The organism is Catonella sp. (assembly GCF_052173895.1).
Taxonomy (GTDB): Bacteria; Bacillota; Clostridia; order Lachnospirales; family Lachnospiraceae; genus Catonella.
Genome location: NZ_JBQMXS010000003.1, coordinates 1 through 21,185, shown reverse-complemented (window position 1 = coordinate 21,185; position 21,185 = coordinate 1). Strand labels below are relative to the sequence as shown.

Below are 21,185 nucleotides of genomic sequence, written 5' to 3'. Positions count from 1 at the left end.
CTTAGTTACCTACCTTTTTTATATCTTCCGGCTTGGTTGTCATCAAGCTGTATAGCTTAGTATTTTTAGGGAATCTGTCTACGAATGGTACTATGGTATTTCCATAAAAAATTAAGCCCTCTCCCTCATTAGAGTTTGTTACATAGGATAGCTGATGTTCTGAGATATTTAGCTTTTTAGCAAGTATTCCCCTATCCCCCGGTGCTTGGTTAAGCATTAAAATAAAGTCCGTATTATCAAAAATATTTTCTATCTCAGGACTGGCAAGCAGATCCTTTATGTTTTGGGTTAAACCTGTCGGCATTCCGCCCCATTTACGAAATCTTTTCCAAATTTCAATAGAGTAATTGGCTGTCTGCGGCTCTTTTAACAAAAGGTGAAATTCATCAACATAGTACCTTGTAGATTTTTTGCTTGCCCTATTTATGGTAACTCTGTTCCACACCTGATCCTGCACAGCTAACATTCCTATCTTTTTAAGCTGCTTTCCAAGCTCTTTTATGTCATAGCAAAGCACTCTGTTTTTGACATCTACATTTGTTCTATGATTAAAAACATTTAGACTTCCTTTTACATAAATCTCCATCTCTACTGCAAGTTGCTTGCCTACTTTTTCTTCCTGATTTTGTAGCAGGTTATATAAATCTTCAAGGATTGGCATATTCTCAGGTATTGGATTTTCAAAATATTTTTGATATAGTATTGGCAGACAACGGTCTATAACTGAAATTTCTTCCGCACTTAGTTTCTTTTCTCCTACTACAAGTTCAAATAGAGAAATAATAAAATCCGATTTTAGTGATAGGGGATTGTCCTCATCGGAATAATCAAGGCTTATATCAAGCGGATTAACATAGTCCTTACTTGTAGGAGAGATCTTTATTACTTGACCTTTTAGTGCTGTTACAAGGTTTCCATATTCAGATTCCGGATCTGCAATGATTATGTCATCTTCCGTTATTAGAAATGCGTTTGTAATCTCACGCTTTGCTGAAAAAGACTTACCGGAACCCGGAGTGCCTAAGATAAGCCCGTTTGGATTTTTAAGTTTCTTCCTATCTGCCATTATAATATTTCTGCTAAGTGCATTTAGTCCGTAGTATAGACTTTCTCCTTTGATAAAGAGTTCTTCCGTTGTAAATGGGATAAAAATTGCCGTACTGCTTGTGGTAAGTCCTCTTTCTATCTCTGTTAAATTCATTCCAAGCGGCAATGTGCTTATTAAGCCCTGTTCCTGTCTGTAGTTCAAGTTTTTTAGGTTACAGTTATATCTGTTTGCTATGGATTTTAGGGTAAATACAGTGTTATCCAGTTTGTTTTTTGAACCTCCCATATTCATAAAAATAATGGTTACAAGGAACATCTTTTCATTATGATTTTGAAGTTCGGCAAGTAAGTTTTTCGCCTCCGTTCCGTAGGTAAGCAAATCACTTGGCAAGATATCTATATCATAACCGCTACGAATCGCTTTCTTGTTTTCCTCCAGTTTCATCTTATCAAGGTCGGTTATCTTCCTCTTAACATTTTTTATAGCCTCCATTTGATCTATTGCCTTGATATGAAAGGTAACTACCATATTTTCTTCCACTGCAAGAAAGTCAGACAGCATTTCATCTTTAATATCAGATGCTAAGACTTGAAGATAATTTACCTCTGCAAAGACTTCTCCTGTCTTAAAGTAGGTCGGTTTTGAAAAATTAAATGAAGGCGGTACGATATATTCCTTAGTAGTAAGCCCGCTATATTTTAAATCATCAAAGGAAAAGATAAATTTTTCGTTCGGATTCATCATATCGTGGATTACCTTTAACCTTTCTTCTCCATCTAATACATAAGCTTTCACTCCCATCTGCTTAAAGTTATTTAAGATATCCGTTTCTATTCTTTCCAACCTACTTTTTGCCTGTTTTAAATCTTCAGATTCTATACCAAAGGTTACATACATTGTCTTTGCAAGTCCGTTGTTTCCCTTACTTCCTTGAGAAAGCAGCATATCCCTGTACTCATCTCTAATATCATTAAATTCATCATCTTGCTGTTTTATATCTATTAGAGCTTTCATTTCTTCATTTTCGCCAACCTTATTTACATAGGAAAACTGTACATCTACGCTAAAGTCAAAGAAATTTAAAAAAGAAGAAAACCACGAGAATATACCTTCCTGATCCTCTTCTTCCATAAGGCGATAGTTTATATCAAAAAACCTAATCGTCTTGTTATATTTATTTTTTTCTACCTGACATATCCCGTCTTTAAGCATTCGCTTGTAGGGAAGAGTGTCCTGCGGTGTAACTTTTACTTCTTTTTTCATCAAAAAAGGAAACAGGCTTTTTTTATTTGCCGGTTTCCCATTTTTCTTGCTTGATTTTTTCAACTCTGATAGCTCTTTTTTGTCTTTTTTTAACATCAGTTCATTTTGTTTTATGGCTATTTGCTGTTTTTCTTTATTTTTATCTCTTGCCAATTTTGCTCCTCCTTTTTATGTTGTTAGTCTTGGTATTTTCATTTTTAACCCTTGCTTTCGATATTTTCCCGGTGTTTTCAGTTATATATAAGTGATTTACTTTTTCGGTATTATATATACTTCTTGCCTTATACACCCTTATTTTCCTACTCTGATGAAACCTTAAGATATATAAAAGATGTTTTTCAAAGGGTAGCCCGTCCTTTTCATAAAGAGTAGCAAAAAGTATAGGAAGTACCACTATACTCATTATTATCATTGCTACATCTGTTGATACAAAGTTTTTTGTAAAAAGATATATTGGAAAACCGAGTAACCCTGCAAGGCTAAAGCCTATTAACTGCCTTTTTGTCATGTTCAGTGCTACTTTAGTTTTTACCTTGGTTAAATCCTTCGGTACTTTTACATAAGCCATAATTAACCTCTATCTTTCTTGATAATATACTTCTCAATGCTTTCTTTGTTTCTATTATCTCCATTTGAGGATAAAGCCTCCATATGCTCCCAAAGAGAGATGATTTCTTCCCTGTTTTTATCAACATCTTCCTTGATTTCATACAGTAAAGACTTTTCTTCTGATAATTCATCTTCAAACAAATCGCAACCTTGCAAGTCATCATCAAAGCTTACTATTCTTTCTTTCATATTTTTATATCTTAATATGCCTATTAAGGCTCCTGCCAATGCTACAATTCCTAAAATTAAGCCTGTTTTCTTCATAAATTCCTCCTATTTTCATATTTTGTATATTTCATTTATTTTGTTCAAAATTTCACTTCCGCTCATTATGAACAAAAGTCTTTTAATGGGCATTTAAAACTGCCTTTGCCACACTTCCCGACTTCATCATCATGATTCCTAATATCAGGGCATAGGCTAAAACTTCAAGAATACTGTTATGAATATCTGTAAAGTTTATTGTTTTTATTAAAATAGCGTAAATGCCTAAAAATATTAAAATGAAAAGTCCCTGCAAGCCTAAAGACGCTAAACTTTTTATAAAGTTCGTTCCGATACCGCTCCATTCTTTATTTCCCATTGTGGAAAACGGAATTGCACAAACAGAACAGTATACATATATTTCTATAATTCTTCCGTATAAAATTACCGTTATCAAAATGGAAAGTATGGTTAAAGAGAGTTTTACTATACTTGTTTCTATAACTAACATAATGAGTTTGCCATAGCCTTCTGTTTTTAGGGCTTCCACCATAGCAGTAAAATCGGCAGGAGAGATATTGGCACTGTTTCCTACTACCCCCGCCGCTTTATTTATCATAAAGCTTGCCACATCAAATATAGCCATGCTGAATTCAAAAGCGTGTGATACTAACCATACGGCTACCCACATTTTTATGATGTATTTAAAAAATTCAAATGTATCCGTATCGTGCATATTGTTTTTATTCATAACAATCTGTATCAACTCTATACATAAAATGGCGGTGAGGATCATTACTGCAATTGGTAAAACAGCATTTTCGTTGATAGACTTGATAAAGGAAAATACCTCCGAGTTCCAAGAACTCGGAGTCTTTCCCACTTCTCCCGCTACTGTTGCTACTTTGTCATTGATATCAATTAACATAGCGGAGAGATTTTCTTTTATTATGTCTATCAAAGCATTTTTGACATACTCATCTATTTTTTCAAATAAATCAAACATCTTATTTCAGCACATTAGCAAGTAGCGGAATCAGTTTTAGCCCTATTAAAACTATACCGCCACCTGCCATAAGCTGCTTTATGGCTAATTAGAGATTGTAGCTGACCTGTAAGCTGTCTGTATTTCCTATGAAATTGTAATGTATTTCTATTATTTGGGTGATTTCTCCGTCCACTACTTCCTTTTCGTGAACATAGATTTTTGAGATGAGTTCATTTAAGGTTTCTTTGTCCAGCTTCTTAATATTCTTGTGTTTCTTGATGAGTTCTATCCATTTATAGACACCATTTTCATCTACTCTACTTGTAACAACTTTTCTTTCCATTTCCTCAATTCGCTTTGTTAAAAGCTCTTGCTCATCTTGAGATTTTTCAAGTATTCTTTGGAAATTGCTCTCGCTGATTTTCTTATTTATCCAATCATCATAGAGTTTCTCAATCTTGTTACCAAGCTCTGCCACTCTTTTACTATCTTCTTCAATCTTCTTTGCGATATAGATTTGTTCTTCTTCATTTTCTGTATCTCTTGATTTTTCAAGAGCCTTTAAGACTTCCTTTTCATCTTTTAAAGCGAAGTCTGCATTCTTTCTAATATCTGCAAGTACGATTTCATAAAGAGTATCAAAGTATATCCTATGCTGAGTACACAAGTTTTTTCCGTATCTGCGATAAGTGTTACAAGTGAGTATTTTCTCTTTTTTCTTTGAGTTGTTTCTTCCAAGATTTAAGGCTTTCCCACAATCAGGGCATTTGACAAGTCCTGCGAAGATACTTTCTTCTCCTGTCTTAAAAGGTCGCTTCCTACTTTCTATCTTTTCATTTGCCATTTTGTAGGTATCTTCTGAAACGATAGGTTCGTGGGTATTTTCTACAACTATCCAATCATCTTTTGGTTTGTCTGATAGCCAACCGATTTTGAATTGATAGTTTGCTTTCTGACTTGCCGTGTGTCCAAGATAAACAGGATTTTCAATTATCTCCTTGATTGTTGTACAATCCCACCAATACTCGCCGTCTTTTACGGTTTTTTCTAATTTGGTAAAAACATTTCTAAGTCCCTTTTTCCTGTTCCACCAAGTAGGTGTAGGAATTTTTTCATCAAAGAGTATTCGCCTTATTGCCTGTACTCCATATCCACTGATAGCAAGGTCATAAATCTTTTCCACTATCCACGAAGTTTCTTCATCTACCATAAGAGAGTAAGTATCATCAGGATTTTTCATATATCCGAATGGTGCAAGGCAGCCTGTAAATTTACCTTGTCTTGCTCTTGTAAGATATGCCGATTTCATCTTCTTTGAAACATCTCTTGAATAAAACTCATTTAGTACATTCTTAAAGGGTACTATCTCATTATTGTCCTGTAAGGTATCCACTCCGTCATTGACTGCGATATATCTCACTCCGTTTTTTGGAAAGAAATTCTCGGTATAATATCCTGTCTGAAGATAGTTTCTTCCAAGTCTTGATAAGTCTTTAGTAATGACTATATCAATTTTTCTTTCCTCAACATCTTTTATCAGTCTTTGAAATGAGGGGCGGTTCGTATTTAAGCCTGTGTATCCGTCATCGACATATACATCAGCTATATTCCAACCTCTTGCCTTGACATAATGTTCAAGCATATCCCTTTGGTTTTGTATGCTGGCACTCTCTCCTTTCTGCTCATCATCTTTAGACAGTCTGCAATAAATTGCAGTCCGATATGAAAAGTGATTTGAATTTGTTTGTATCATTTCCTATTCCTCCTTTGGATTTTTAGGAATGACACAACCCTCTCTAAAACTGTCTTTAGTATAGCACACTTTCTTATCTTTATCAATATTATATTGTGTATATTCAATGTTGTTGTCTTTTTTAATCAGCTTGATAAACGCTTCTGCTCCTGTTCTTTGTGTTGTATAGTTTCGTTTTACAATATATTTTGTCTTTTCTTTTTTCATCGATTGCTCCTTTCCTTGCAATTAAAAAAGCGATTAGAATTTTTTACTTTTCTAATCGCCTCTACTCATCTATTAAGTTTTGTGCTTTCTTCAGCTTTTCTTTACTTTGTATTTTTCTTCTGTCCACTCCTATAACTCTAAGGGGTAAACACATCTCTATTATCCTTGAATAAATCCTCCCAAGCATTATATCTTCCTGTTCTTTCTCTATATCCTTAAAATTAAGGTTTGTAGTTATAATGGTCGGTCTTGCCTTTAGGTATCTTGCATTTATCACATTGTAGATTTGCTCTAAGGCATATTCTGTATTTCTCTCTATCCCAAAATCATCAAGAATTAGTAAGGTTGGATTTGTTATTTGCTCAATATATTCGTTTCTATCAAGGTTAAAGCCACCTTTTTGTAAGTCATTTAGTATCTGTGCGAAATTTCTCATCTTAACTGTATAAGAATACTCTGTGATTATGGCATTGGAAATAGCACAAGCTATATAGGTCTTACCACTTCCTACATTTCCATATAAAAGCAAGCCTACATTGTCCTTTCTCATTTCTTCAAAATGCTTTACATAGTTTTTAGCTTTTTTGATGATTTCTTTATCGGTATCTTCATCAGCATTTTCAAAGGTATATGCTTTTTGATTTTTGGATATAAAGCAGTTTTGTCTTAACCTATCCTGTTCTATTTGCTTTTCTCTTTGTTTTTCTCGTTCCTGTCTATCTCTATCACATTTACAAGTTGTTCTGATAATCATAGGCTTATCCAACATCTGAATTACTTTGCCATCTATTATTTCATTACAAGCCTTGCAATAGATATGTCCGTCCTTTTCATGCTGAGTATCTTTGTTGTAGGTAAAATCTGTACCTCGTATTTTTGTAGTTACCATATTTTGATTTTCTTTGTTATTCATAACTTTAATTCTCCTTTTTCCTGTTAATTAGTGGAATGCGTTTTAAGGTTTTTTTATCTTTGGTGTATTCTGATACCTATTTTAGCTTTAATGCTCTAAAAACACCTTTCCACCTTGTTATATGATGTTTATAGGCTATCGCTATCCTCATAGTTGGTTGAGTAGGTTTTAGAACTTCCATTTTGAGTGCTTTTCTGTGTTAGTTTTTCTTTATCCTGTTCATACCAATTAAGAATGGTTACATAGTGGTCTTTATAATCTGTTCCTTTACTTTTAAGATACCTTGATAGCTTTTCAATCATGGTATCGGTATGACCTTGAAGCTTATCCTTTAGCTTATGGTATTCTTCGTCAGTTAATCGAACATTTTGATATTCTCCGTAAAAAGAAAAGGGGGCTGATTGGTTTTCTTGTTCTCCTCTCCCCTTATCTATACTAATCTTATCTAATCTACCCTTATCTATACTATGCGGACAATTGACGGACACTTGGTTGTCAGTTGGTTGACTTTTAGTTGACAAGTGGTTGTCATTTGGTATACCAAGATTTTCAAGCTTTATATACGCTCCATTCTCTGTTTCTGATAAGAATTCTTTTTCTTTGATATACAAAGTTTCTTTTCGTCTATCATTTCGGATATAGTTATTTATCTTCCAATGGGTAATGACTATAATTCCTCTTTCAAAGACAATTACAAAGCCTTTTGTAATTAAGATTTTTAAATCATCGTCATTTGCTCCTATGATCTTTATTATCTTCTTTGGATTATCCACAAAGCCGTCATCATCTGCCCTCATTGATAAATGAAAATATAGGCATTGGCTACTTAGTGGCATATCTAAAAATAAATCGCTATCCACTATCTTCAATGAAAACATTCTTTTATCTGCCATTTATTCCTACCTTTCTTCAAATAAAAAGAGAAGTATCGGCACCTTTGCTTTTACTTCTCTAAAATATTTCTGTAATTTTTACTATTATTTTTTCTTGTACTTTTTTACTACTCTTTCTACCTGTTCTTCTAATTGTTCTCTGTCTGGAATGTATAGCGTATACTTAGAAGCAAATATCTGGTTAGATAAGCTACCAAGTGCATATTCTGCCTGTATGCTATCCTTGTTCGCACAAAGGATAATTCCAATAGGTTCATTATCCATTTCGTCATTAACTTCTGCTTTATAGTAGTTAAGATACATATTAAGCTGTCCTACTGCTTCTGGCATTAGCTTTCCTGTTTTTAATTCAATCAAAACATAGCTTCTGAGTATCTTGTTGTAAAATACCATATCAACATAATAATGGGTATTTCCAAGTGTTACCCTTTGTTGTGAGCCAACATACATAAAGCCTTTACCAAGTTCCAATAAGAATTTTTCTATATGAGTTACAAGTGCTTTTTCTAAATCACTTTCCATCATTGGCTTTTCTTCAGGTAGTCCTAAAAACTCAAATACATACGGATCTTTTATTACATCACTTGGCGTAGCTATTTCGTTTCCCTTTAGAGCTAAATCTAATACTTTTTCTTTATTTTCATCTCCACTTGATAGCAATAATCTCTCAAATAGTGATGTATTTATTTGTCTTTTTAATTCCCTTACAGACCAATTTGCATTGACCGTTTCTTTCTCATAAAAACTACGCTTATTCATATCGTCAATAGACAACAACTCACAATAATGCGACCAACTCAATTTAACAGACAGTGTCTGTTGAATTTCATATTCTTGATAAAATCTCCTCATAAACTGTAGATTAGAAACCGAAAATCCACGCCCAAATTCTTTAGTCAGCATTTTAGACAAATCTTTCAGTAGAGTTTTCCCATACTCAGCTCTATCTGAATGACCTTGCTCATCTTCTACAATAATTCTCCCTATTTCCCAATAAGTTTTTACTAATATATTATTAACTTGCTTCGCTACATCAGTTCGTGCATTATCCATTAGTTTTTTTATATTTGCATAAACATCTGCATGAAGATTTTCAACTAAATTATTCATAAGTTTACTCCTTAACTCATCATACTATATTGCTAATTGTACCATAAATATTGAGTGTATTCAATATTTATACAGCTAAAGGAAGTAGTAATTTATGACACCCTTTATAGTTAATACACCCTGAAATATGAAGTCCTTATATAGCTGCCATCGTGAAACACGACACTAGTTATATGTGTCCCCGAAACAGGGACTCATCTTTATATCTGCGTTCACAAAATGGGTACGCAGCCTTATGCAACGAAATAGTGCGTCAGTTTGTAGTACTAAATGATTTGCTCACTCCCTACTAAAGGTTGTCCTATTTTATGATTTCATCTTTCTTGTTCCGTATATTTTTCTTTTGCCTTTTGTCTATACTGATCTCTTTTTTCTTGTTGTTCTTGGAATTTTTTCAATTGTGCAATTACACTTGGCTTTTCTCCTCTCTTAATTGCTTTGTCTATCTCTATGGATAAATCTATGCCATACTCATCATTGACAATCTTTACTGCATATTTGATATGGTCTATCTGCTTAAATTCATCTTGAATTTTGATTTTATCTTTGTTTAAGACTTCTATTTCTTTTTCAAGTTTTGTAATTTCTTTTTGCCAATCATTTAATTTTATGGCTGAAGTCCCAGTAAATTTTTCTATAGTCTTTCTTGCTCTTTGGTACTTATCTATTTCCTTTTTATGAGAATTATAAAAGCTGTCTTTGAATATGGTTTTGCTCTTATATTCCTGATAGACTTTTTTGTTTTCTTTTATAGAGTCTATGCAACTTACACATTGATTTAAGTCTTTAATTCTTTGTGTTTTTTCTTGAATATCACTGCTTATCTTTTTACTTTGCTTTGCAAGTTCAAAGACTTTTCCTTGTAGGTCTGCTATGGTTTGAAGATGATTATCTTTCAAATAGTAGATTGCTTTTACAAATCTCTTTAGGTCTGCATTTCCCTTTTTTATCTGTCCATAGTATGATAAATTCTTTGTTTTTTCTCCCTGTATCTCGTTGTAGATAGAAATATACTCATAGAGGTTAAAGAGTTCTGCTTTGTTCTCCAGTTCATCTTTCTTGTCCTGTTTATACTCATCATATTTTGCTTGCAGATTTCCAAGTAAAGAGTCTATCCAAAAAGTTATTTCTTTTATCTTGCTCTTAATAGCCTTTACTAAGGAGTTGTGCTTTTTGATTTCTCTATTGATGTTTCCTTTGTCGGTTTCTATTCCTTTTTTCTCTAATGCACTGGCACTTGCTCCCATATGAATGGTTGGAATTTCTTCTATCCCTTGTCTTTTGTAGGAACGATGATCTACTCTTTTTTCCTGATGATTTTTTTCTAAATACTGATTACAAAGGCTTGCAAAATTCTCTCTCCATTTCTCTGCGTTTCCTTTATCGTTCCAGTCTGTCAGCTCTACTTTTCTTGTTTTGTAGTTCCCACTTTTTAGTTTTACCTTTTCTCCGTTTTCATCAAGGATATATTCTTTTTTTGATTTTGCTTGCCACTCTCCTTTTTCATTGATTGGTCTAAGGGTAGTCATAATATGTGCATGGATATTGTTGTTATCTTCACTTGTTCTATCATGTATTGCAAGGTCTGCTATCATTCCTTTTGATACAAAATTTTCTTGTATGAAGTCTGTAATAAGTTTCTTGCTTTCCTCAAAGGATAACTCTTTCGGTAAAGCAATAATGAAGTTTCTTGCAAGCTGTGCATTGCTTGCCTTTTCATTTAGCTCCACGCTGTTCCATAAAAAACTTCTGTCTTGTAATTCTTTTGGTATGTTCTCCGGCAAGTAAATTTGTGAATGTAAAAGTCCCTTTTTATTATGGTAGTCGTGGACTTCTCCGTCCCATTCATTTTTGATCTTTTCACAAGAGATATATGCTGCACTTGCAACTGCCGATTTACTCTTACCTCTGCTTATCATGGAAATACTAAAGTGAAATGTTTCTGCCATCGGTATAAGCTCCTTTCATTTTTTGTTTGTTTTCATGTAAATGAAAAAGCAGATAGGCTATTTTTTATATATTTTCCTATCTGCTTTATCCGTATGTTTTTATTAAGTTTTGGATTTTCAAAGACTTGCTAAAATCCCTTAGTTTACTAAGGGCGCAATTATACACCCTAAAGAGTGCTTTGCGACCTGCGGTGCTTTTTGCCCTTGCAGGGAGCTTCTGAAAAAACTAAGATTTTTTATTTTATCTACTCGATGATTGTTTCATCTTCTATATCTTTCCCATTTATCATTTCTTCATAGGCTTGTCTGTATTCTTCTGTGTGAGTAGCAACTTTAAGTAATTCTTCTACCTCATCGTTAGTAAACATTAGAGGATTTTTAACCAATCTTTCTACTATCAAGCCCCTTTGTATGAGCCTATGATTTCTTCTTTTTCGTTCCTTTTCATTTGCCAACTTTTCTAATTTCTTCCCTTGATTTTGTAGTTGTTTCAGCTTTACATCGTACTTTTCTTTTTCTTCCTGAAGTTCAGAAATTTGTTCTTGTACTTCCTGTAATGTTTTTTCTTTCTTCATTTTTCATTCCTTTCGTCTAATCTTTTTCTGTTCTCATAAAGAAAGGCTAAATACCTTTCTTTGATACTTAACCTTTCATCATTTTTTAGATTTTATCTTCTAAAAATTTTCTCAACTTTTCTAAAATTCTATCCCTCCTCCCACTGATTGCTTGATGTGTAACTTTCTCTCTTCTGCTAATTGACCTTAAACTTTCTTCTTTGTAGAAGATGGCTTCCATTAACTCTCTTTCTTCTTTTGTCAGTGTAGCTAATGCTTTATTTAGTTCTTCAATTTGCATTTTTACTTCTACGATTTTTTCTAAGTCTATTTTTTCATCTATGATGTTATCTACAAAGTGTCCGTCATGGTCTAATGCTGAAAATGGTATTACATTATGCTTCCAATCTTTTCTTTGGAGATATTTTTCATGCTCTGTTATCTTCCAATAAGCTTTGTAGATTTCTTCACTTACGGCTACGGCTTTCCCTCTGATATAAATATAGTATTCTCTTTTGTCCATTGTGCGTTCCTCCCTTTTTATTTCTCTGTTTTGGTTTTTTGAGAATAAAAAAGGAGGACTTCTACACTTTGGCGTAAAATGTCCTCTTATAAATAATTCAGATTGATTTCTTCTGTTTTTCTTATTTACTTTTTACTAATACTTATTTTATTTAATATCTTATACGCTATTAAACAGCAAAAAGTATTTACAATTATACTAATCATAATTTCTATCGCTGATGTTTCATACGCTCCTGACAAAATAAACACAGATGATATTGGATAAATGGCTCTTAAAATTTCCTTTGAGGCAAAAAATATTCCCACAAAAGAGTATATCTCAGCGATAATCAGAGCTATCCAGTAGCTCCTTTTAACAAGTCCAATAAGTGCAATAATTGGAGATATTACCATAAAAACGCCTATTCCAGTTAATACATATACAACAAAATAGTGAACTACTTCACTCATATTTACTGCGTGTAAATGCAATACCGTTTCTATAATTAAAGATACCATAAACAATATTAGATAAATAAAAATGCTACCCAATAGAGTAATTATCATTTTGGCAGTTATCATATTTTTTTCATCTATCGGTATTAACTTCAATGATTTAAGTACATCTTCTTGTTCCTCACGACAAATAATATATCCTCCAAATAACGCTATCAGACTTGGCAATACAAAATATGTTGTTAAGGACTGAACCTGTAAAAAATACCATCCAAATGTGTCTATATACTTTTTGCCATCAAATGAAAATTGTCCTTGAAGAAATACAATCCCTAATGTCATTATAAGTGCAAATACAAGCAAAAACATCAATTTTGACCTGTAAAGTTTTTTATATTCAGCAAATAAAAGTGTCTTCATTACCATCCTCTCCTCTTCAATAATAATTTTGTAACTATTGAAAATCCAACTACCCATATCCCTATGCAAAGAAGAGAATAAAATATATTTATATCCTGATTTAATATTATTCCCGGGACATCCCTCAAAACAATTGCTGTAGAGCTTGATAATGGATGCACATACATATTAACCATCAAAATTACAAACCCTGAAAAAGCATAAACAATCGTCAAACAAATAGGTAAAATATATTTTTTTGTCAAAAATGCGACAGATAAAATAGGCAGCATAGAAACTGCTAAAAGTCCACTAATCTCAAAACACTTTCTAATAAGAAAAGCAAACAAAGAATAATCTATCTCTATATTATGAATAATTTTCCCAAAAAGAAGCGTAAATAGAATTGACAGACTCATAAATACTAAAGTGTAAATAAACACAATTACAAATTTGCTAATCAAAAATTTCGTCTTTTGTACCGGAACAATCCATAATGCTTTAAAAGTATCATTCTCATACTCTGCCGACACAATCATTGTAGAAAATATTCCTAATATTATTGGCAAAATCAGCCATAAATTATAACTAAATATTGTCCATTTGAAATATTTCATTACATTGTCTGAAAGGTCTATATTCCCAAAGTATATAGTGGCAAGTAATGGCATTAGGAGTGTTGCCAGAAACATCATCAAAACAACCTTTTTCCTTTTTAATTTAAGAAACTCTACTTTAACTAAATTAAGCAATTCCCTCTCCTCCGGTTATTTTCTTAAAGTAATCCTCCAAAGAATCATTACATGTTTGTGATGAAATCACTGATATTTCATTCATAACCAACAACTTGTTAATTTTTGCCATATCTAATCCATGACTATATATCCTTATATGATTATTATCTTCAACGGAATAATTTGTTATTCCAAATTCTTTTTCCAAAATAGTGGCAGATTTTGATACATCTGATACTTCCAAAATAATATACTTTCTATTTTTCTTATTTAATTCTTCCATACTGTTTTCTTCTAACAAAACTCCTTTATCTATAATGCCCACTGTATCAGCAAGGAGTGTTATTTCAGATAGAATATGACTGGAAATTAAAATCGTCTTTCCTTTTTTTACACTTAAATCTTTTATAAAGCTTCTAACTTCTGCTATTCCTATTGGATCTAATCCATTTGTTGGTTCATCTAAGATTAAAACCTCAGGATCATGTAAAATTGCATTAGCTATTCCCAGTCTTTGTTTCATTCCTAAAGAATAATTCCCAAAAAGTTTTTTATCTTTATATGGCAGACCAACTACTTCTAAAGCATTTTTAACTGCATTAGGAAAAGCCGTTCCTCTTAACATTGCAAATATTTCCAAATTTTCTGTCCCTGTAAGATTAGGATAAAATCCGGGTGTTTCAATAATTGCACCAATTCTTGGATAAATCTTTTTCTCGTTACCTTTTATGTTTTGATTGAAAACACTTACTTCACCATTCGAAATATCCGTAAGACCCAATATCATCTTCATAATGGTTGTTTTTCCTGCTCCATTTCTCCCTAACAACCCATATATAGAACCTTTTTCAATGTGTAAATTTACAGAATTGACAACCATTTGTTCTCTATAAACCTTTGTCAAATTCTTTGTTTCGATAATATAATTTTTCATTTCACTTTTTCTCCTTATTTTGTAACATCATTTTCTGCACTCTATTACATATTATTTTTTGCTAATCAAATCACTAATATTATTAAAAATTCCCTGTTTTAATTTCCAAATCCCAGTATAGGGCTGTTCAATATAACAGTTACCTTTTTCCTTATATAAATATGCTACACTTGGATTTTTCCCCTCATCTTTGTGATAGAATTTTATTATGATATAGCTATCAACATTCGTAGGTTGGTCGTTTACACTTTCCGTATTATCATTTTCTGAATTATCTTTTATATCACTAATCAGTTTTGATATTTCCTCTTTATCACTAATTATCTTAAAGATTTCAGAAGTATTTTCAATAATTTCTACTTCTGTTATATTTTCAACTTCGGGCAACACTATTTCTTTTTTATTTCCGCATGCCGTTAAAGCTAAAAAACAAATTACAATTAGTATTATTACAGTATATTTTTTCATTCTCTCACACCTCTATCTAAAAATAATATTTTTTTACAAATTAGTCTAATAATTTTGTTTTTTCATGGATTTTATACCGAGTAGAAAAAATAGAATTCCGATTATTGCAATAAAAGATAAACAACTAAACGGTGATGCATTTAGCGGATATCCTCCAATACTATTTTCTACCATTTCTTTAGCAGCAGATGATACATTTTGATAGACTCCTAATAAACTTGCAAGTGGATGTATAGGTATTAAAGTTGATGCACCAAATATCGAGGCGCCTACATAAATCAAGCACATAGAAATCGATAAAATATAACCCTTAGAAAAAGTAGCAATGTAAATCACTGGAAGCATTGCAATCGGAATTAACAAAGCTGCTACTACATATAAAATAGTGGCATCTTTCAATGTAATTAAATTAAAATCTACGAATCCGGCACTTAATACTGCACCCAAAACTGATGACATATATGTTAATACCATCAAAAATATAGTCAGTAATTCTATCAAAATAAATTTCGCAAAAAATACTTCAAATCTACTAACCGAAGTTATTAGTACATTCTTTAATGTGTCATTCTTCCTTTCGTCAAAAAATAACATTGTAGAAATCATTCCAATTACGATTGGCAAGAACACAAAAGTTATATTCTTAAACGCTAAACAATATAAGTCTCCAAAACTATCCATGATAGGACTTTCTCTTGAAATTGAAAATGCTCTTTCAATTGCAAACAAATTCAAGATAACAGTTAGTATAATAATACCTATCAAAATTTTACTTCTCTTCCATTTTTTTATTTCAGCTTTTATCAAGAACATATCGCACCTCCTTACAATAAATATTGTAAATGATTAACCTTGCCATAATCTTGCGACACTCTTGTTTTTATCTTGCTTCAATAAAAAAAGCCCCCTAAGAGGCTTCCTAAATCAGCTATTTACATTGCAAACTCTACAGTAAAAACAGTTTTTATATTTGGCACACTACTTACGCTTATTTTAGCATTATTTACTCGCAATAATTCTTTGGAGATTGATAATCCAAGCCCTGAACCTTTTGTTAATCTTGAACTATCTGCCTGATACATTCTGTCAAATATATATGGTAAGTCCTTTTCACTTATACCATCTCCATTATCTAAAATCGTCAAAATAACTTTTGTATCCGATTCTTCTAATTTCAAATGTACTCTATCACAATTACTATGAACAATAATATTGTTTATAATATTGTTTAAACTTCTAAAATAAGCATTTTCATCTATCCTTATATTACATTCCTGTTCCGGAATTTCAATTTCATAGCTTATATGTTTTTCTTCAAAAACAGGAATCCAATCACTTATGACATTTCTTGTTAATTCGTTCAAATCCTTATCCGCAAAAGAAAACTTCCATTCTCCTGAATCCAATTTTACCCAATCAAAAAGTTTTTCTACAAAATCCTTTAAGTAATGTGCTTTACTTAAAGAAACTTTTATATAGTCATCTTTTTCATCACCTGTAACAAGTCCTTCTTGAACTGCTTCCAAATACCCAACCATAGATGCTAAAGGAGTTTTTACATCATGAGATAAACTTGTCATGAGTGATTTATATGCCTGCTCCGACTGTTTTTGCTCTATTAGTTTATTTTGACTTTGTAGTGTTATCTCATTTATATCGTGGCAAATTTTTTCTGTAGTATCATTTTTCTTAATTAAAATTCTACGATTGTAATCACCATGTTTGATATCAACAAGTACCTCCCTAATCCTATCTATTTCCTTTTTTATATGCGTGATCTTTTTTACTAAATATAGGATCACACATAAAAGTATCAAGATTATGATATTTTTTATATCCATACATCATTCCCCCTTACTAAAACGGTAACCCACGCCTCTTACTGTCAAAATATAGGTCGGTTCTTCAGGGTTAGGTTCTATTTTTTTTCGGAGTTTACTTATAAAGGACATGATATTACTATCATCAAAAAGATAATCTTCTTCCCAAACATTCGTATATATTTGTTTTTTTGTAAAAATTCTCCCTTTGTTAGATGCGAGAAAATATAACAAGTCAAATTCTTTACTTGTTAATTCGATACTGTTATTACTTATTTTTACAGTTCTATTCTCTTTATCTATTCTCATATCTTCTATTATGATTTCATTAAGCTGATCTGTACTTTTCTGATTAAAGTCTGTGAATCTTCTGACCATAGCTTCAACTCTTGCTTTAAGTTCATTAATATTAAACGGCTTCGTTAGATAATCATCCGCACCTTGTTTAAGCCCATAAATTTTCGAATCATCATCGGACTTTGCGGTCAACATTAAAACTGGAACAGTGTATTCTTCTCTTATCATATCCAAAACTTGAAATCCATCAAAATCAGGAAGCATAATATCTAATAAAATCAAGCACAGATTATTTGCACTTCGGATTTTCTTATATCCATCCAATCCGTTATTGGCAATATCTACAGAATATCCGTCTGTGCTTAAACATTTTTTAATTAAATTACATAACGCAATATCATCATCTATAATTATTATCTCTTTCATATCTCATAACTCCATATACTTATCCAATATAATTATCATCAAATGAAAATACATCATTTGGTGTGCAATCTAAAGCCTTGCATATTTTTTCTAAGTTTTTTAGTGTTATAGGCTTATTCTTTCCCATCTGTGCCATAACGTTGGTGGTAAGATTTGCCATAGCTATTACATCAGTTTTCTTCAAGCCTTTTTTGGCTAACTGTATCCATAACGGTTTATAATTTAATGCCATACTAATCCTCTTTTCTTTTAATACTATATTTATAAGGATTATACTATAAATATTGGTTATATTCAATTTATATTTGAGTATCTGTTTTGTTTTAGAGATTTTGTTGTGTCATTCCGTCTTTATTTCGCCATCAATTGCTTTACGCCCTGCGACTTTGCTCCGGGATTGTCATTGCCATATCCCTCTAAAAGGTTTATAACTCCCCACGCTCCAAGTCCTGCTCCGATTGCCATTACCAATATTTTTAATACTTCTATTGCCTGTGTAAAAAACTGCATTTATTTTTCCTCCTTGTTTTCATTGTTTTTTTCTATTTTATTTGTGTGTTTTACGATAAAGTTTCTGTAATTTTTATCTTCTTTTTGTACTTCCTTGTAATATCCGTATACATGGATAAAATCCCCTTTTACAAATTCCTTTGCAAACTCTGCCTTTTCTCCATAAACATTGCAGTAAATATATTCTTTCTTTTTTTCTCCTTCCTTGCCCATTTTCCTAAAAAGAGTAAAGTTTGCTACCATAACTTCCCCGTCTTTGCTATCAATAACTTTTGTTTCCACATCACCTATCAGGTTTCCGTTAATATTAAACATTTCTTTTTGCATATTTCCCTCCAAGCTATCTTGATTTATTTGTTTTTTTCACTAAAAAAGACCAAGACTTTTTGTTTTGTCATGGTCTATCTGTTTTTTATATTTAATTTCAATTTTTTCACTTTAACTTCTGCTCATTATGAGCAAAAGTCTTAGGCGGACTTCGTTCTCCTCTTATTTTCTTAGATATCCTCTCTTTCATAAAAATCTCCCTGCCTATTTTTTCCTAACTTCTGCTCATTTTGAACAGAGGTTGAAAGTTCTTCTTTTATTCCTGCCATAATATATTCTACACAAGGTAGAGCAATCGCATTTCCAAGTGCTTTATATCTTGCACTGTCAAGTATGATATCCCCGTCTGCCCCATACTTTGTGTAGTCATCAGGTAGTCCCATCAGTCTTTCACATTCTATCGGTGTTAAATATCGAATAAATCCCTCCTCTTCTTTTCCATCTTCCCAATATGCAAACATCGTAGGATTTGATGCTAATAGGGTCGGAAAAGGTTCATTCGGCTTTCCGAAGCTGTTTATAAAAAGAATTTTATTTCTTCTTTTTGCTCCTCCTCGCATTTTTCTATCTTGAAAGGGTCTGATGTTTGGTATCTGCCTCCCTGTTTTATCAAAATGTTTTCTATCGGACTTGGTATCCTGATTTTTGACATTTCCGACATTCTCAGGATTTTTGAGCAAGTTTTCGGGCTTATATAGTATTTTGTGGGAACGAAATCCTCCAAAATCGCAGACAATAAATATTCTCTTTCTTCTTTGCAGTAACTTAGGCTCTCCGAAATATTGGGCGTCTAAGACTCTCCAAGAAAGCTCAAATTCTCTCCCTCGCACCACTCCTGCATTTGCCCATTTAGACTCAGGCATTGGAAGGCAGGTGCTACTGAAGGCTTCGAGGACGGCTCTAAAATCCATCCTGTTTCCTGATACAAAAGCTCCCATGACGTTTTCCCAAATAACGAAAGCTGGATATATCCCATTTGTTTCACACCTCATTTCTCTTATCAATCGTATCGCTTGATAAAAAAGAGATGATTTTTCTCCACTAAGTCCTGTCAGATCTCCTGCTTTTGAGAAATTTTGACAAGGAGAACCGAATGTGATGATATCTACCGGTTTTATATCTCTTGCCTTTAATTTTGTTATATCCCCTAAATGCTCTACATCGGGAAAATGTCTTTTGGATATAGATATTGCATTTTTATCAATCTCACTTGCCCAAAGCGTTTTTATCCCTACATTTCTTGCTGCTAATGGAAATACTCCTATTCCGTCAAATAGACTTCCAAGTGTTATCTCTTTTAACTTACACCACCTCTTTTCTATTTTCATAATATCCTTATATATGCTCCATTTTTCTTTTTTCCAACTTCTGCTCATTATGAGCAAAAGTCTTAGGCGGATCTCTGCTGTCTGTTTTTATTTCTTTGTGTAGCATCTTCTTTATGAATACCTCCTGTTTATTTTCATTTCTACTCCAAAATATCTTTATAATAAAATAACTTTTGCTCATTTTAAGCAAAAGTTATTCCGTATCATCAGCATCTATTACAACAGCCTGCATATTTTCTTTCAAATTTACCTTATCCTTTCTCTTTAAGTATTTCTCTACATCAAAAGCATTTTTTTCATTGTAATCGGATAAAAGTTTATAGTTTTTATGCTTTGTTATATCAAACTTATCACTGAAAAAAGGTCTTGCCCCTCTTATTTCCAGTATGCACTTACCTCCGTCCATTACTTTAAGTTCATCTCTACTCATAAGTTCTTTTCCGAGTTTTTGATAGTTCAGTCCAAAACTCTTTTGATTAGAGCGTGTTTCACTTGTGTTGTATAGGTCTATGGTTTCTTTCCCTAAGTTTTCTGATAACTCTTTTATGGTAGTTCCTTCTTTTCCGCCTAAGAATAACTCGCTGTCGCAATTTCCCAAAATCGTGTCCGCATGGTCTTTATATATGGCTTTTAGTTGTGATTTTGCTTGTAGTATTATACTTGCCGATATTTCTCTGGAACGAATGGTCGCAATAAGTTTTTCAAACTTGGGTATCTGCCCGATGTTGCTAAACTCATCTAACAGACACCTTACATGAACAGGCAATCTGCCACCATACACATCGTCTGCCTTATCACATAGGAGATTAAAAAGTTGGGTATACATCATGGCTACCACAAAGTTAAATGTATCATCAGTGTCGGATATGATTATAAAGAGGGCTGTCTTTTTATCTCCTATGGTATCAAGTCCCATTTCATCATATTCCATAAGGTTTCTTAGTTCTTCAATATCAAAGGGGGCAAGCCTTGCACCACAAGAAATCAATATACTTTTTGCTGTTTTTCCCGCAGCCAATTTGTATTTTTTATATTGCTTTACTGCAAAGTGATTCGGTTTTTCTTTTTCAAGTGCTTCAAAGATATAGTCTACTGCATTTTTAAAACTTTCATCTTCTTCTCTTACTTCACTTGCATCAATAAAGGCAAGTAAGGTTTGAAAGTTTTGTTCTTCTTCCGGTGCTTCATAGTACAGATATCCTATTAGGGCTGTATAGTACAAGCGTTCGGCTTTACACCAAAAATCCTCCGTAGCTTTTTCTCCTTCCCCCTTTGTATTTGCCATAATCGTCTGTACAAGTTTTAATATATCTTTTTCACTTCTTAGATAGGCAAAAGGATTGTAGTGCATGGATTTTTTGAAATTTATAGTGTTTAACACCTTAATTTCATATCCGTTTTTCTCAAGCATTTTTCCACATTCAACAAGGACAGTACCTTTTGGGAAGATTTGTCAAGGACATAAACAAAATTTCTTTAATAAATTTATAT

General features: G+C 32.5%; 22 protein-coding genes and 3 pseudogenes. All 25 read right to left on the bottom strand.

Features of this window, described 5'->3' with window-relative positions:
* Position 1: 1 nt before the first annotated feature.
* Positions 2–2,407, bottom strand: coding sequence for a VirB4-like conjugal transfer ATPase, CD1110 family (locus tag ACTTG8_RS01140; protein WP_442560365.1), 2,406 nt, complete (start codon positions 2,405–2,407; stop codon positions 2–4).
* A gap of 43 nt (positions 2,408–2,450) precedes the next feature.
* Positions 2,451–2,879, bottom strand: coding sequence for a PrgI family protein (locus tag ACTTG8_RS01135; protein WP_442560302.1), 429 nt, complete (start codon positions 2,877–2,879; stop codon positions 2,451–2,453).
* A gap of 2 nt (positions 2,880–2,881) precedes the next feature.
* Complete coding sequence (locus tag ACTTG8_RS01130) at positions 2,882–3,184, bottom strand: hypothetical protein (protein WP_442560301.1); 303 nt, start codon at positions 3,182–3,184, stop codon at positions 2,882–2,884.
* Positions 3,185–3,266: 82 nt separating this feature from the next.
* The gene (locus ACTTG8_RS01125) at positions 3,267–4,130 is read right to left on the bottom strand and encodes a VirB6/TrbL-like conjugal transfer protein, CD1112 family (RefSeq protein WP_442560300.1); all 864 of its coding nucleotides are present in this window, start codon (positions 4,128–4,130) and stop codon (positions 3,267–3,269) included.
* A gap of 1 nt (position 4,131) precedes the next feature.
* A pseudogene (locus ACTTG8_RS01120) lies at positions 4,132–4,212 on the bottom strand (Maff2 family mobile element protein); the annotation flags it as partial.
* A gap of 6 nt (positions 4,213–4,218) precedes the next feature.
* On the bottom strand, positions 4,219–5,865 hold the full coding sequence (locus ACTTG8_RS01115; RefSeq protein ID WP_037612763.1) for a recombinase family protein: 1,647 nt from the start codon (positions 5,863–5,865) through the stop codon (positions 4,219–4,221).
* A 3-nt stretch (positions 5,866–5,868) separates the two neighbouring features.
* The gene (locus tag ACTTG8_RS01110; protein WP_025271816.1) at positions 5,869–6,072 is read right to left on the bottom strand and encodes a hypothetical protein; all 204 of its coding nucleotides are present in this window, start codon (positions 6,070–6,072) and stop codon (positions 5,869–5,871) included.
* A 61-nt stretch (positions 6,073–6,133) separates the two neighbouring features.
* Complete coding sequence (locus ACTTG8_RS01105; RefSeq protein ID WP_116479660.1) at positions 6,134–6,985, bottom strand: ATP-binding protein; 852 nt, start codon at positions 6,983–6,985, stop codon at positions 6,134–6,136.
* 128 nt (positions 6,986–7,113) lie between these two features.
* Positions 7,114–7,878: a replisome organizer gene (locus ACTTG8_RS01100; RefSeq protein WP_442560299.1), complete on the bottom strand. Its 765-nt coding sequence runs from the start codon at positions 7,876–7,878 to the stop codon at positions 7,114–7,116.
* 84 nt (positions 7,879–7,962) lie between these two features.
* Positions 7,963–8,988, bottom strand: coding sequence for a PDDEXK nuclease domain-containing protein (locus ACTTG8_RS01095; RefSeq protein ID WP_025271819.1), 1,026 nt, complete (start codon positions 8,986–8,988; stop codon positions 7,963–7,965).
* Between the two features lie 314 nt (positions 8,989–9,302).
* Positions 9,303–10,937, bottom strand: a complete 1,635-nt coding sequence (gene mobQ / locus ACTTG8_RS01090) for a MobQ family relaxase (RefSeq protein ID WP_442560298.1) — start codon at positions 10,935–10,937, stop codon at positions 9,303–9,305.
* 245 nt (positions 10,938–11,182) lie between these two features.
* Positions 11,183–11,512 (bottom strand): DUF3847 domain-containing protein, encoded by a 330-nt coding sequence (locus tag ACTTG8_RS01085; RefSeq protein ID WP_037612772.1) that lies wholly within the window; start codon positions 11,510–11,512, stop codon positions 11,183–11,185.
* 85 nt (positions 11,513–11,597) lie between these two features.
* On the bottom strand, positions 11,598–12,014 hold the full coding sequence (locus tag ACTTG8_RS01080; protein WP_025271822.1) for a sigma factor-like helix-turn-helix DNA-binding protein: 417 nt from the start codon (positions 12,012–12,014) through the stop codon (positions 11,598–11,600).
* 125 nt (positions 12,015–12,139) lie between these two features.
* Positions 12,140–12,871, bottom strand: coding sequence for an ABC transporter permease (locus tag ACTTG8_RS01075; RefSeq protein ID WP_025271823.1), 732 nt, complete (start codon positions 12,869–12,871; stop codon positions 12,140–12,142).
* Positions 12,871–13,602, bottom strand: a complete 732-nt coding sequence (locus ACTTG8_RS01070; protein ID WP_316537001.1) for an ABC transporter permease — start codon at positions 13,600–13,602, stop codon at positions 12,871–12,873. Before ACTTG8_RS01070 ends, ACTTG8_RS01075 begins: the two co-directional genes overlap by 1 nt.
* On the bottom strand, positions 13,595–14,518 hold the full coding sequence (locus ACTTG8_RS01065) for an ABC transporter ATP-binding protein (RefSeq protein ID WP_442560297.1): 924 nt from the start codon (positions 14,516–14,518) through the stop codon (positions 13,595–13,597). Before ACTTG8_RS01065 ends, ACTTG8_RS01070 begins: the two co-directional genes overlap by 8 nt.
* 51 nt (positions 14,519–14,569) lie before the next feature.
* Entirely contained in the window at positions 14,570–14,986 is a 417-nt protein-coding gene (locus ACTTG8_RS01060) for a DUF5301 domain-containing protein (protein WP_025271826.1), read from the bottom strand.
* A 45-nt stretch (positions 14,987–15,031) separates the two neighbouring features.
* The gene (locus ACTTG8_RS01055) at positions 15,032–15,799 is read right to left on the bottom strand and encodes an ABC transporter permease (protein WP_316536999.1); all 768 of its coding nucleotides are present in this window, start codon (positions 15,797–15,799) and stop codon (positions 15,032–15,034) included.
* Positions 15,800–15,918: 119 nt separating this feature from the next.
* The gene (locus ACTTG8_RS01050; RefSeq protein ID WP_025271828.1) at positions 15,919–16,827 is read right to left on the bottom strand and encodes a sensor histidine kinase; all 909 of its coding nucleotides are present in this window, start codon (positions 16,825–16,827) and stop codon (positions 15,919–15,921) included.
* 3 nt (positions 16,828–16,830) lie between these two features.
* Positions 16,831–17,529 (bottom strand): response regulator transcription factor, encoded by a 699-nt coding sequence (locus ACTTG8_RS01045; RefSeq protein WP_025271829.1) that lies wholly within the window; start codon positions 17,527–17,529, stop codon positions 16,831–16,833.
* A gap of 19 nt (positions 17,530–17,548) precedes the next feature.
* A complete protein-coding gene (locus tag ACTTG8_RS01040; protein WP_150867911.1) occupies positions 17,549–17,761 on the bottom strand; it encodes a helix-turn-helix domain-containing protein in 213 nt (70 codons plus the stop codon).
* A gap of 125 nt (positions 17,762–17,886) precedes the next feature.
* A pseudogene (locus tag ACTTG8_RS01035) lies at positions 17,887–18,039 on the bottom strand (Maff2 family mobile element protein); the annotation flags it as partial.
* Entirely contained in the window at positions 18,040–18,366 is a 327-nt protein-coding gene (locus ACTTG8_RS01030) for a single-stranded DNA-binding protein (RefSeq protein WP_442560296.1), read from the bottom strand. It lies immediately after the preceding pseudogene.
* A 170-nt stretch (positions 18,367–18,536) separates the two neighbouring features.
* On the bottom strand, positions 18,537–19,694 hold the full coding sequence (locus ACTTG8_RS01025; protein WP_442560295.1) for a DNA cytosine methyltransferase: 1,158 nt from the start codon (positions 19,692–19,694) through the stop codon (positions 18,537–18,539).
* A gap of 193 nt (positions 19,695–19,887) precedes the next feature.
* Positions 19,888–21,138, bottom strand: a pseudogene (locus ACTTG8_RS01020) (VirD4-like conjugal transfer protein, CD1115 family); the annotation flags it as partial.
* Positions 21,139–21,185: the final 47 nt, after the last annotated feature.

Bases quoted from the DNA above. Each gene is read 5' to 3' on its own strand.
- ACTTG8_RS01140 (WP_442560365.1), bottom strand. From the start codon at position 2,407: ATGTTAAAAAAAGACAAAAAAGAGCTATCAGAGTTGAAAAAATCAAGC.
- ACTTG8_RS01135 (WP_442560302.1), bottom strand. From the start codon at position 2,879: ATGGCTTATGTAAAAGTACCGAAGGATTTAACCAAGGTAAAAACTAAA.
- ACTTG8_RS01130 (WP_442560301.1), bottom strand. From the start codon at position 3,184: ATGAAGAAAACAGGCTTAATTTTAGGAATTGTAGCATTGGCAGGAGCC.
- ACTTG8_RS01125 (WP_442560300.1), bottom strand. From the start codon at position 4,130: ATGTTTGATTTATTTGAAAAAATAGATGAGTATGTCAAAAATGCTTTG.
- ACTTG8_RS01115 (WP_037612763.1), bottom strand. From the start codon at position 5,865: ATGATACAAACAAATTCAAATCACTTTTCATATCGGACTGCAATTTAT.
- ACTTG8_RS01110 (WP_025271816.1), bottom strand. From the start codon at position 6,072: ATGAAAAAAGAAAAGACAAAATATATTGTAAAACGAAACTATACAACA.
- ACTTG8_RS01105 (WP_116479660.1), bottom strand. From the start codon at position 6,985: ATGAATAACAAAGAAAATCAAAATATGGTAACTACAAAAATACGAGGT.
- ACTTG8_RS01100 (WP_442560299.1), bottom strand. From the start codon at position 7,878: ATGGCAGATAAAAGAATGTTTTCATTGAAGATAGTGGATAGCGATTTA.
- ACTTG8_RS01095 (WP_025271819.1), bottom strand. From the start codon at position 8,988: ATGAATAATTTAGTTGAAAATCTTCATGCAGATGTTTATGCAAATATA.
- mobQ (WP_442560298.1), bottom strand. From the start codon at position 10,937: ATGGCAGAAACATTTCACTTTAGTATTTCCATGATAAGCAGAGGTAAG.
- ACTTG8_RS01085 (WP_037612772.1), bottom strand. From the start codon at position 11,512: ATGAAGAAAGAAAAAACATTACAGGAAGTACAAGAACAAATTTCTGAA.
- ACTTG8_RS01080 (WP_025271822.1), bottom strand. From the start codon at position 12,014: ATGGACAAAAGAGAATACTATATTTATATCAGAGGGAAAGCCGTAGCC.
- ACTTG8_RS01075 (WP_025271823.1), bottom strand. From the start codon at position 12,871: ATGAAGACACTTTTATTTGCTGAATATAAAAAACTTTACAGGTCAAAA.
- ACTTG8_RS01065 (WP_442560297.1), bottom strand. From the start codon at position 14,518: ATGAAAAATTATATTATCGAAACAAAGAATTTGACAAAGGTTTATAGA.
- ACTTG8_RS01060 (WP_025271826.1), bottom strand. From the start codon at position 14,986: ATGAAAAAATATACTGTAATAATACTAATTGTAATTTGTTTTTTAGCT.
- ACTTG8_RS01055 (WP_316536999.1), bottom strand. From the start codon at position 15,799: ATGTTCTTGATAAAAGCTGAAATAAAAAAATGGAAGAGAAGTAAAATT.
- ACTTG8_RS01050 (WP_025271828.1), bottom strand. From the start codon at position 16,827: ATGGATATAAAAAATATCATAATCTTGATACTTTTATGTGTGATCCTA.
- ACTTG8_RS01045 (WP_025271829.1), bottom strand. From the start codon at position 17,529: ATGAAAGAGATAATAATTATAGATGATGATATTGCGTTATGTAATTTA.
- ACTTG8_RS01040 (WP_150867911.1), bottom strand. From the start codon at position 17,761: ATGGCATTAAATTATAAACCGTTATGGATACAGTTAGCCAAAAAAGGC.
- ACTTG8_RS01030 (WP_442560296.1), bottom strand. From the start codon at position 18,366: ATGCAAAAAGAAATGTTTAATATTAACGGAAACCTGATAGGTGATGTG.
- ACTTG8_RS01025 (WP_442560295.1), bottom strand. From the start codon at position 19,694: ATGAAAATAGAAAAGAGGTGGTGTAAGTTAAAAGAGATAACACTTGGA.